At 44.9% G+C, this 12005-nt stretch carries 7 protein-coding genes; all 7 read right to left on the bottom strand.

Translation table 11 applies throughout. The annotated features are described in order from the left end of the window. Positions 1-4 precede the first annotated feature (4 nt). On the bottom strand, positions 5-703 hold the full coding sequence (locus tag F7B33_RS04200) for a SprT family zinc-dependent metalloprotease (RefSeq protein WP_297073272.1): 699 nt from the start codon (positions 701-703) through the stop codon (positions 5-7). Beyond that, positions 681-3845 (bottom strand): type I restriction endonuclease subunit R, encoded by a 3165-nt coding sequence (locus F7B33_RS04205; protein ID WP_297073274.1) that lies wholly within the window; start codon positions 3843-3845, stop codon positions 681-683. Before F7B33_RS04205 ends, F7B33_RS04200 begins: the two co-directional genes overlap by 23 nt. Further along, the gene (locus tag F7B33_RS04210) at positions 3842-4015 is read right to left on the bottom strand and encodes an AAA family ATPase (protein WP_297073275.1); all 174 of its coding nucleotides are present in this window, start codon (positions 4013-4015) and stop codon (positions 3842-3844) included. The genes F7B33_RS04205 and F7B33_RS04210 overlap by 4 nt, the downstream gene beginning before the upstream one ends. Further along, entirely contained in the window at positions 4012-5220 is a 1209-nt protein-coding gene (locus tag F7B33_RS04215) for a restriction endonuclease subunit S (RefSeq protein ID WP_297073278.1), read from the bottom strand. The genes F7B33_RS04210 and F7B33_RS04215 overlap by 4 nt, the downstream gene beginning before the upstream one ends. Then, complete coding sequence (locus tag F7B33_RS04220; RefSeq protein WP_297073282.1) at positions 5213-7783, bottom strand: type I restriction-modification system subunit M; 2571 nt, start codon at positions 7781-7783, stop codon at positions 5213-5215. Before F7B33_RS04220 ends, F7B33_RS04215 begins: the two co-directional genes overlap by 8 nt. A 201-nt stretch (positions 7784-7984) precedes the next feature. Continuing rightward, the gene (locus tag F7B33_RS04225) at positions 7985-10354 is read right to left on the bottom strand and encodes a hypothetical protein (RefSeq protein ID WP_297073283.1); all 2370 of its coding nucleotides are present in this window, start codon (positions 10352-10354) and stop codon (positions 7985-7987) included. Between the two features lie 324 nt (positions 10355-10678). After that, positions 10679-11770: an AAA family ATPase gene (locus tag F7B33_RS04230; RefSeq protein ID WP_297073285.1), complete on the bottom strand. Its 1092-nt coding sequence runs from the start codon at positions 11768-11770 to the stop codon at positions 10679-10681. Between the last annotated feature and the right edge of the window lie 235 nt (positions 11771-12005).

The raw sequence follows: 12005 nt of genomic DNA on the forward strand, positions 1-12005 counted from the left end.
CCCCCTAAATTATGTTGGTTAGTATGTACCCATATTCATCAAGCCACGACTTCCACTTTTCATAATCCGGCAAGAGCACCTTAACCTTACCCCAGAACTCAGGGGTGTGCCTTGGTTCAAGAGTGTGAACAAGCTCATGAACAACTACATAGTCAATTGCCCCCATGGGAGCCATAACTAACCGCCACGAAAAATTCAAGTTGCCATTTCCCGTGTACGAGCCCCATCTCTTTTTAGCGTTTGTAATCAGCACTCTGTTGTATTTGAATCCACCGAGTAAAGCATACCACCAAACTCGTTTGGGAATAATGATTTTTGCTTGCTCGCGATACCACCTGATGAATACTTCCCTCGCGTTATCTTTGTGCTTTTTGGAAAGATAGAACCACCCATCCTTCCAAATTAATGGCTCTCTCTGATCATCGACGAGTTTCAATCGGTAGTATCTTCCCAGATACAGAAAACTCTCCCCAGATACGAATTCCCTCTTTGTGACTTTGGGGTCTCTCTTCAGGATTATCTCACGTTTCTTCAGTATCCAATTCCGGTGTTCCTGTACAAATCGAATTATCGTCTCGCCACTGATACCAACAGGTGCCTCTAAACGGACTTCACCCTCATCTGTGACTTGGAGCTTTAGAGATTTCCTCTTGGAAAATAAAACTCGAACGGGAATCCCATCAACTGTAATGGTAGTAGGCAAGCTCCAGCCACCTCTCAGCCAGTACTTCCAGCTTATCAAACAACTGGGGATTGTGCGTTATCTCGGGTAGCAATACCTCGTTGATGAGCTCGGCCCTAAGTTCCTTCTGTTTGATAGGGCTCTCCCAGAAGTCCACCATCTTAACCCGCTCCCTGATAATACCAAGGGCCCGCTTGGTTACGTTCACCATCCACTGGACTTCTTCTGGGGGAAGCTTTTCTAACGGTGCCGTGCCGTACAACTCCTTCTTGAGTATTCCCAAGAAGGGCATTTCCTTTCTTGGGTCCAGCCCATACGTCTTTTCCCTGCTCCTTCCTTCAATCAATCTCTGCCTAAGCACCAGAAGCTCCCTCTTAAGGAGCTCCCACCGCCCTTGGTACTCCTCGAGAATTTGCTTCAGTCTTTCAGAGAACCTTCCATAAAACTCCGGATCCTCAGGATAGTGCTTTAGTATGTGATCCCTAATAGCTGCCTCGATTCCCTTGGCCTGTAATTTTGGTGACTCCCACTTCTGTATCTGCTTCACAAAGTCCTCGGCCAACAACGGTGTTGGGGGAATCTTGGGGTCAATTCCTTTGGATACCAAGAACTCCTCAACGATTTCCCTGATTTTGTTTGAAGCCTCCGAGATACTCATTGTGCTGTCATAATAAACGTTTTTGACACTCTCCCGTATGAATCCTAATATTTTCCAATCTCTGGCGTACTTAACTGCCCTTGGGTCTGGAAGGGCCCTATCCAGCTCCCGACCAAACTGCCGGGTCAATGATAAGAACTGCTGTCTGAGTTCCTCATTCTCCAACAGGTCAATGCAATCGTCCACCTGACTTCTCCAGTTCATTATTCCATGGGACTTAAAGAACTCATCAATCCTCCTTGACAACGTTGCAAGCCGATCTAAGCTCTGTTCTCTGTTGTAAACGGCCTTTTTAATTTCATCAATGTCATCCTTCGCATAAATGGACAGTGCCTCTTCCAGATGGTTCACTATTCCAACGTAGTCAACGACATAACCGGCACTCTTGTTCTTGTAAACCCTGTTCACTCTCGCAATCGCCTGCAACAGGTTGTGTCCCTTTAGAATTCTGTCAAGGTACATGACCTGCTCGATTGGGGCGTCAAAACCAGTTATCAGCATGTTGTTTACCACTATGATACCAACGTCCCCAGGAATTCCACTTTTTGAGGTCTTCCCAAATGGAGTTTTAAAGCTCTCAATAATTTTCCTGTGTCTTGAGGGGCTTGTGTATGCCTCCCAATCAGCCGGATCGTTTGGCCCCTTTGAGATAACTACTTCAACTTTTAGCCGTTTCAGAATCTCCAGTTGTTCTTTGGTGATACCATGCTCCTTTTCGTTCTCTTCGAACTCCTTTATCTTTTCTTTCAGAGCCTCTTCAAGGGCCTCCTTGTACCTAATGGCTGCCAATCTTGAGACCGCGACAACCTGAGCCTTGAAACCGTTCGGAAAGACCGTCTTGAGATAGTGCTCAATCATGTCCTTAGCCTTGTCCTTAATCACATCTTGGTGTTCAAGGTAGGCCTGCCACGTGTACTTGCCAAGGATAAGTTTCTTTTTCTCGATTTCAATCTGACCAAAAACGTCTTCAAAGCGCCTGTTCGCCGCTTCCTCATCTGAGAGCTCTGCCTTATGTGCACGCCCTTCGTAGAGAATTTCAACAGTTACTCCATCTTCCACGGACTGCTTTATGGTGTACTTGTCAATGTACTCCCCAAACCACTCCTCTGTCTTAGCGATTGGCGTGCCCGTAAACGCGATTCTCGTCGCGTTTGGAAGGGCGTTCCTTAAGTTGGCACCGAGTATTTTGTACTGTGTCCTGTGGGCCTCGTCAACCATTATGAGGATTTTATCGGAAGTATTCAAAACGGGGAACTCGCTCTTTAAATCTCTCTCTTGGAATTTGTGCATTATTGCCATTACAATGTCTGGAGTGTTGGTGCTGAGGAGCTCTTTAAGGTGATTAACGCTTTGGGCCACCTTGACGGTGTAACCCACTCCTTTTGCAGTATCCCTGAGCTGTTTTTCCAGATTCCTGCGGTCGGTTATTAAGACAACTTTGAACTTGGTGAGCTCTGGATCGTGATTCAAGGCACGTATCGTGAACATCATTGTTAGTGACTTTCCACTACCCTGGGTGTGCCATATGATCCCCCCTCTCTTACGCGGGTCTCTGTACTCCTTGAGGCGTTTGATGATTTTCTTAACCGCCCTGAACTGCTGATAGCGGGGAACTATCTTGACAAAACCGGTAGGAGTCTCCATGAATATTGTGAACGTGTGGAGGATTTCAATCAAGTTCTCCTTTGACAGCATCCCCTGAATCAGCAAATGCTGGCTGTAAACTTTGTTTCCGCCCAAGAGACTCTGAATGTCCTCAATAGTGTAGGGATATGGATCCTTCCATTCGACAAAATGGTGCCGTTCAGAGGTTATTGTTCCGTACTTAGCAACCCGCCTAAAAGTCGCCACTTGGAAGAGATTGTACCAGAAAAGTTTCTCATTCCCCTCTTTTGCTCCCCTTCTATTTGAATATCTCATCAACTGCTCTATTGCCTCATCAATGGGGTCAGCGATTGTGGGGGACTTGCACTCCACAACCACAAGGGGAAGGCCATTAACGAACAGAACAATGTCGGGTATTATGTGCTTGTTGGTGCCGGGCACGTTAACCTTGAACTGGGAAATCGCTATGAAAGAATTGTTCTTGGGGTTTTGGAAGTCAATGTACCTCACCGTGGGGCTTCTCTCTCCTGTCTTTCGGTTTTCAGAAACAGAGATACCCTCTAACAATAGATCGTGAATTTCCATGTTGGCCTCAACCAATGAGCGTGATTCAGGATTCTGAATCCTTCTTATCGCGACCTCAATTTGGTCGTCTTCCATCCAAGGGTTTATCCTCTTGAGGGCCCTGCGGAGTTCGTTCTCTAAGATAACATCCTTGAAGCTGTTTCTAAGCTGAACTTCATCGCCATAAACTGGCTCGTAGTCCTTGCGGAACCCCCTAATCTCCTTCACGAGAGGGTTAGTTTTGTTTCCCCGGTAAACTTTCCAACCGAGGAGTTTGAGATGATTAAGGAAAGTGTTTTCCACATAGTGCTCTTCATCAAGACGGCGGTAGCTCATTCCCCTCCCTCCAAGGGGGGATTGTTGTTAAAAAATATGTCAAGGGCCTCAAGAATCGTTGATTTACCAACGTTGTTTTTTCCGATAAAGGCAGTGAGGTCATCAAAGTCAATTTCTGTTCTTCCATAGTACCCCCTAAAGTTCTCGAGTATCAACCTCTTTAGCTTCATTTCGAAGCCTCCAACAGTGGAGTTACTCGTACCTTACCACTCAAGAGGTCACTCATTAGTCCACGCTTGAGCCTCTTAAGTTTTTCTAACTCCCTGCGTTCCTTCTCGAGAATATTGTCCACCTGCGACAGGACTTGAGCGATGCGGCGCTGTTCTTCATCTGAGTAGGGCACTGCAAGCAGGATATTTCGAAGTGTTTCTCGTGACAAACTTGGGACACCAGTCGCCTCATTGTAGATTTCTAGATTTACTCTCTGAAGGCCGTAATACAAAAATTTAGCATCGATAGTTGGTTTGATGTAGAATGCTGTGTCAATAACCCAGAACTTTTGATTTGGACTAACGTAAAAAACATTTGTGATTGTCCCTTTCCTTGGAAGAACAACTGCTGCACCAGTATCTAAGAATCTGTAAGATCTTGCAATTATTCCGCTGGAACCATAAACAAGAGAATCACCGTATGGATGATATTCCGATTCAGGAAGTCTGTCCCCATAAACTATTTCCCCCAGTTCGCCAAGCTTAACAACCTTCCACTCCTTCGGAATTCTCCCAACAGGCGAGTCCTTGAACTCGTGGGTCTCCTCGCTCCTGATGCGACCGTTCTCGTCGATGCCCCTCGTGAGCAAATCCTGGGCCAGGCCCCGCTTTATGCGCTCGTACTTCTCGATGATTTTTTCAGTCTTCTCGATGAGGGAATCGACCTTTGAGAGCACCTCGGCAATTTTGCGCTGTTCTGGGAGGGGAGGGAGATTAATTTTAACCTCAGCCCAGAGCTTAGTGTTCATATTCCCTTGAGTGTTTGCTTGGGCCATTACTTGGAATTCTTGCTTTTTCCATTCAAATAAATAATAGAGGAATATTTCACTAGCTTCCCTTGGCTTGATAGTGATAAATCCGTCGTGAATACACCCGCCTTTCCCAGTAAATATTATTGCCGGTTCACCTACAGTTCCACTATTGGAGACTATCAAAGAGCCATCAGGTAAATACACACTTCTTCGTTTTCCTTCTTCTGTAACGGTGTCCTCTGTTTTAGTTAGGTAGATGCCCTCCTTAAATCGCGATAAGTCGGATATTTTTATCCAAGGGATTGCCCCCCCAAAATACCTTGGATCTCCTTTGGGCCGAGGAGAAGCACCACGTTTAATCTCTCCAATATCTCCTAACTTAACTCTCTTCCACCCATCGGGAGTCTCACTCATAGTAACCCAGCCTCCTGAGGGTTTCTTCAAGCTCTTTGCGCTCTTCCTCACGCTCGGCCTGAAGCTCAGCGAGTGGCTCATGATACTTGTCCCAGAGCTTTTCAAGAACCTCAATGACTTCGCGCTTCTCCCTCTCAAGGTAGCGCTCCAGGTGCTCCCTCATCACGTTGTAGAACTTCTCAAGGATTAGCTCCTTGGCCTCTTCGTCAGTCATGCTCTCACGCTTTTTGTGGATTTTACCGGGCTTCTCAAGAATCTCTTCCTTTGTATTCTTGTCCTTCCGATATTTGCCACGAAGCTCTTCAGTCTTCTCATTTAGTTTCTTCTTAACTTTGCGGAGCTCCTTGTTCTTCTCGTCAATAGCCCTCATGAGTCTCCTCAGTTCTTTTATCTCCTCGATTGCGCTCTTGCTCGTTAGCTGGTACTTGCTCAGGTCCTTTATTTGCTCTTTGAGGTACTTGATTACCTTGCTGGGGCTCTTCTTACCCTGCTCTTCCTCGTCCCAATCTTCGACTTGCTCAAGGAGCTCGTCGAGTTCAGCCTTCAGCTGGGCCACCTTGGCTTCGAGTTCCTCAATCTCCTCACGCTCCTTGGGGAAGAACTTCTTCTCTATGAGCTCATCGTCAATTAGGCTGGTAATGCCGTTCTCAACGCTCCAGCCAAGAGATATCAGCGTCTTGAAGTCGTACCTTAGTTCATCCCACCAGTTGACGAAGACACCGATGACCTTGAACTCGTCAAGGACCCCCAGCGGCAGAAACACTGACTTGAATGACTCTAGGGCATCGTCCCTGAACGCCCAGAGGTTCTTATTGTTTGGCATATTCTCAATTTTTGGCTTTATCTGGGACCACCAAGAATCGAGGGCTTTAAAGTAAGAGCCGAGCGTCTCCTTAACGTTCTCATCCCCCTCCACTATCTCCCTTATCTTTCTCTGATCAATACCGTCTTTGAACTTGAGGTATCCCTCGTGGTAGGGCTCAAAGATTTGAGCCACATTAAAGCCAAACTTGTTGAATAGGCCTTGGTATTTCTTGACCTCTGACTCTGGTACACCACCAAGGAGATGGGCCCTAACGTCCTCCGGCTCGGGGTCTGGGGTGGCATCGACGTAACGCCTTATGTTGAGGTTGAAGTCGTTTTTCTCAATCTCCTCAATGCTCACGATTCTTGAGTACTTTGGTATCTCCAGCTTCTTTTCGTACACCGTGACTATTTTCTCAATGTCCTCCGGTCTGAGGTAGTTCTGGTTTCTGCCCTCCCCGTATTCGCGTTCCGCGTTTATGAAGAGTATTTTCCCTTTCATTTCTGGGGGCTTGTTCTTGTTTATTACAACAATACATGCGGGGATTCCAGTGTTGTAGAACAGCTTGGGTGGAAGGCCGATTATCGCCTCAATCAGGTCGTCTCTGACTATTCCCTCTCTGATGACTTTCTCAGGCCCTCCGCGGAAGAGAACACCGTGCGGCATGACCGTGGCGAGGATTCCATCTTCTTTAAGGCTTGCAATCATGTGCTGAAGGAACATCAAATCGGCCTTTTTGGCTCCCTTGGGTATTATCCCGTACTTGAACCTCTCGGGGAATTTAACATCTTCACCCGGGCTTGGCATTGAGAACGGTGGGTTTGCCAAGATTCTATCGAATTTCTTGATGTATCCATTCTCGAGATGTTTAGGGTCCCTAAGAGTGTCCTCGTTCTCAATCTCCGCATCTTTAATACCGTGGAGAATCATGTTCATCTTACATATTGACCAGGTTATCCCATTGATTTCCTGGCCGTAGAGACCCAAGTTCTTGGGGTTTTGTCCCTGTTCCTCAACATAGCGATAAGCCTCAATTAAGAAACCACCCGAGCCAACAGTTGGATCGTAAACCGTCATACCCTCTTGGGGTTTTACAAGGCGTACCATGAGACGCTTAACGTGGCTGGGGGTGTAAAATTCTCCACCTTTCTTTCCCGCTGAATCAGCAAACTGCTTGAGGAGATACTCGTATGCAACGCCCAGCAAATCAGGGAACTCAAAGTTCTCCGGGAGTAGCTTGTACCTATCAAAGTGGTGAATTAAGTCGATGAGTTGTTGGTCTTTGAGTTTTGTTTTCCCTTTGGTGGCGTTAAAGTCAATATGGCTTAACACCCCCTCGAGTTCCTTATTAGCTTCTTCAATGGCCATCAAAGCCCGGTTCAATTTGTTGCCCACATCCTCCTTGAAACCTAGGATTGTTTCCCATCTAGCTTCGGGTGGTACGAAGAAGGTACTTCCATAGAGAGCTGGACTCTCAAGTTTCTTTTCAATATCCTCCTCTGTGGGGCAATTGGGACAGTCTTTTTTCCCCTCCTTGATACACTTCTCTCTGGCTTCTTCACACTTCCTTCTGGCATTTTCAAATTGTTTCCTAAGTTCCTCTCGTTTCTTTTCAAAGACGTCGGACAGGTACTTGAGGAACAGCATTCCAAATATGTACTCCTTGTACTCCGATGGGTCCATTTTACCTCTCAATATGTCCGCGGCTTTGAAGAGGTGAGTCTCAAGCTGTTTTAGAGTTATTTTTTGAGCTGGCATGTTATCACCTACCAAACGTATTCGATGAGTCACTTAAGCGTTTTTCTGTGGGGGCTCCCTCTAAAACTATTGCACTTTATTGTTTTTGGAATACGGCGGACGTACAAAGCTAAGATGTTTCGAGTTTAGATTAAACTAAACTCGAACATGTGAGGTACTTGGCATCTCTGGCTTGTTTTTAACTCGATCATGCCATAATTTTCACACAAAGAACAGTGCATTATCTATCGGTATTTTTTCTATTCCGAACTTTCTGATGAAATTCGAGCATTTATGAGCAAAATGAACCGGAGCAGGGAGGGATATCACAGAATCCATGTATGTGGTGTAGTTCAACCTGTGAAGATAAATGAGATAGTGAACAAGAGAGACCGGAGCAGTATGAGGCCCCGTGTTGCTTTCAACATCAGTTGCATGATAATACCTTCTAATTGCATACGCTCTTACAAAGGAAGAATTTTGAACTTTCATACCTCTATGGGCTACTACCAAATACTGGTCTATTTCTCCATAAGGCATCCGGACATAGGAGGGCCTGAAATTATTGGATAGCCACACTCTGGTTCCGGTTTCTTTAACAATTTCTACCATATCAAGCTCAAGATTTGGAAACTCCATTAGAATAGGTTCAATGCTGCCTTCCTCTTTTTTCGTCACAAATCCATCACGTGCCAGTAACACTCCTACTTTCTTCTTCCTAATTTCCCGCCGGATCACACGATGGGTGAGAATATCCTTAAACAATCCAAAGAGGTCAACAGACTCCCTGTTGGTATCCTGAGGAAACACTACGGTACCTTTTGGTATCCCCTCTGGAGTCATTAATACAACACTAGCAGCCAAACTTCGTTGAGTTGCCTCATGCCTTCTAGTGACATCTATCCCTAGTAACAGATAATAGTTCTGGTTATTAACTCCCGGATTTGCAGGATCCAAGCTGTAGAAGTAAACCCCAAGCTTTGGAGCTGTTTGAAGGAGTGAGGAGTAACTTCTGTACGCGTCATTAAGCCCCTTGAATTGAATTCCCTGCACGGCTATTTTACGGTCATATTCTTTGAGTAGTTTTGTTCTTAGATTGTAAAACCTGACAAGTTCTTTTCTATCTGGAAGGACAGTGATTATCAAATGGGAATCATTGTGTCCACCAAGGTTTGACTCAATATCAGTGAGTATTTTATGGGAGTACTCGTCGAGGGTTGATGATCTCCTAAGGGAACCCCACGAGATGCCATTAATCGGCCGATGGGACACTTCTACAACTCCAGTAAATGCCTTGGCATAAATTCCATTAGCTAGGCTCTCAAGTCTTTTTTCAAAGAGAGAGTTCTTGACCTCTGATTTTATGTTGGCAGGATAGTAGACAAATATTCTAAGATTCTCATTCCGACTGGTGAATGGCACTATCGCATCATCAAAGACACCAGAGGAGGGACTCCCTTTTAATATCAGTTTTCTTAGCCCCCATTCCTTTCTTTCTCCTTTGTCCGTTTTGACCATTAGTATCTTTTGATCTGGGACTAGAATAGGAGCAGGAAAAACCCTATGAAACTTAAACGACCTAGAAAAATGCGAGATTGCATTCTGGTATTTTTTTAAAACCTCTTTTCTCCACTGTACAAAATCACTTTCCTCACCAAACAACATAGATTCTACTGCAGTATCCACAACTAACTGGGTATTCAACTCGGTGAATATCAAGGTGTCTCTCAAGCAGGTATCTGAAGGCGTAGGAGTGCCACATAGAGAAAAGAAAGTTTTGGAGTACTTTTTGGAGGGGACTGCAATGAATACATATTCGGAATCGAGAGGATTCTTATCTGGATGGATACTGCGTATGGATTTTTTAATCTTCTGGTAACTAGCAGTGTAAAGCATTTTTTCTAGGAATTCTTTGGCTTTCTCCCCAGCAAGTATCCTGACAAGGTAGGAGTACATTCCACTCTTTGCGCGGGGGCTCTTGATTCTTATTGGTTTTTGTTCTTTGAGTTGTCTATCCAGTAACCCCACAAGAGAGCGAAGACTGCTCTTCTTAAGTTCCCACAGGTTAATTGTGGGTGAACTTTCGACTCTGTATCTCAGGGCAATTTTAATTTTCCCGCCTCCATACCCAATAACTTTAACCTCCGGGACGCGTTTGCGGGCGGTAGCGATGCCGAGGTCCTCATTTCTTAGTTCTGAAAGTTCTTGGAACTCTTCTGTGAATTCTGCAAGTCTTTTACCAAGTCTATTTTGTAGATACTTTGTCATAAGGGCTGTTGCTTCTCTTGGAGAGAAGTTGGTAATAGGGCGGGGCTTCTTTCCAATCTGCGTTGCATTGAGAGCCTCACGAAGTTCTTCGCTGATTGGATGGGAGTAATAAATTATCCAGCTGTCAAAATCCTCACGTTTCTGCTGTTGAAGAAGTTTTGAGACGTGCTCTTTGTAAAGGTTAACGTCGCTTAGGCGGGGGGCATTGTCAGCTTGATACATGTAGATCTTGAGATTGAGGATTTCTTCTGCTAAGGGTTTTGGAACCTCAAGAACATTCCAGCCGCTCCATGAGTAGTTCCAACCCGAACTCATGGTTCTCAAACCTATCGTAGTAAGCAATTTTTGATTTATTAAGCTTGTGCTCCTGAAACTGCCACAAAAGGTTCTTCCTCTGCTAGAAGCAAGAAAAAACTGATTTTTTAATCCAATTCCCAGTTTTTTATCTTGCTACCAGCGCTACTACCACTGCCTCTCTTCCGCTACCGGCGCTACCTTGCTACTTTCAAATTCTCGATTGGACTCTAGAACTTTTTTATTCCCATACTCCTGTTTGAGGTAAATGGATGAGTCATGAACATCAATTTTTGGCTAGAGACCAAAACTATTTCCCAAAATGAGCTGGGAGAAAAAAGAATAATAGGGTAGTCACACCTGACGCACTATTGTGAATGTTTTGAACATGTCGAGAATAAAATCAACTGTCTGTTCTACAGCTTTGTCTACATCCTGAAGCCATCCCATGTTAAACCTGAGAACCTGAAGGGCATTGTTCCATATCTGAAGATCCTCATTGAACCCCCTGTAGAGATCATCTACATGATGAAGCTCTCTCCAGTTTGCCAGTAAGAGATCGTCTTTAGTTCTTAATTCATATTTGATATTTGTTTTATGCAGGTCTGTAGAGTCCTCAGTGAAGTTCACAATCTCATCATATTTTATCCTGCCAACGGCTTGAGCATGAGCACTGCTGTCAATCGTAAAGTATTCATAGCAGCCCAATTGCTCACTTAACTGTTCTATCTCTTGAGGTCGGGGAAGAGGTAGTTTTGGAACATTCACAAATTCAAAATAAATCTGCTTGAATAATCCTTCCGGTGCCGTCACGGGCTGAACAACTCTCACAGGAATAAATCTGAAAATGAGTTCCGAGGGAGCAATCCTCGAAAGAGGGATCACTTCGTACTTGTCAAACCTGGAGGGGTTTTCCTGTCCCCACCGATGCCTGTACTGTTCTTCAATGACTTTAGTCTTATTCTTTGTAGAGCCCACCACCTCATAGAGATTCATCAGATGCAGGTCTTCGAGTACCAGAGGAGATTTAATTTCCCGGAACACTGCTTTAATAAGAGAAGTTTTCCCCACCCCCTGACTGCCAAAGATCAGGACTCTGAACGGTGTGTGCCTTGCATACATTAACGCAACTGCGGCTACTTCATGATGATTAAATTTAAGTCTCCATCCCGCTCTTTTGAGGGTCTTAACCACCTCGAGCTTGAGTTGATAGTAGTTTGATACCTCCTGAAAGTCCAGTTTGATGACGTTAATGTCCAAAAACTTGTATGTTTTCGGTTTTTCTTCGATGAGTTCAATAACGCCCTCTTTAACGAGTTCTGACAGGGTTTCAGTTAGGGCCCTCCCTGTTAGCCCAGTTTCGCGAGAAATGTCGTTTCGCGTTGCGATTCGAACGTTGGAGAGGTATTTCAGGATTTTATCGCGATTTTTGTTTAAAGCCGACATCGCGATTACCCCCCGAAAAACACTGAAAAAGATCAATAATTAAACACAGCTATCCTACTTCCTCCCCATTTTCTCCCTATTTAGAATTTTATTTCTGCAAAAAAAGTACGTAATATCTGCGTCCATTTTTGGGAGGCACTGGGATGGAGTGGTCAGTAAAAGGAGACTTTTACAGCCTTATTTCCCCTATTATCTATTAAAAGAAACAGGGGGGAGAAACACGGAGGGAGAGAAC

The sequence above is a fragment of the Thermococcus sp. genome (assembly GCF_015523185.1).
Taxonomy (GTDB): Archaea; Methanobacteriota_B; Thermococci; order Thermococcales; family Thermococcaceae; genus Thermococcus.

Coding starts and splice junctions, on each gene's coding strand:
- F7B33_RS04205 (WP_297073274.1), bottom strand. CDS start 3,845: ATGAGCTACCGCCGTCTTGATGAAGAGCACTATGTGGAAAACACTTTC.
- F7B33_RS04210 (WP_297073275.1), bottom strand. CDS start 4,015: ATGAAGCTAAAGAGGTTGATACTCGAGAACTTTAGGGGGTACTATGGA.
- F7B33_RS04215 (WP_297073278.1), bottom strand. CDS start 5,220: ATGAGTGAGACTCCCGATGGGTGGAAGAGAGTTAAGTTAGGAGATATT.
- F7B33_RS04220 (WP_297073282.1), bottom strand. CDS start 7,783: ATGCCAGCTCAAAAAATAACTCTAAAACAGCTTGAGACTCACCTCTTC.
- F7B33_RS04230 (WP_297073285.1), bottom strand. CDS start 11,770: ATGTCGGCTTTAAACAAAAATCGCGATAAAATCCTGAAATACCTCTCC.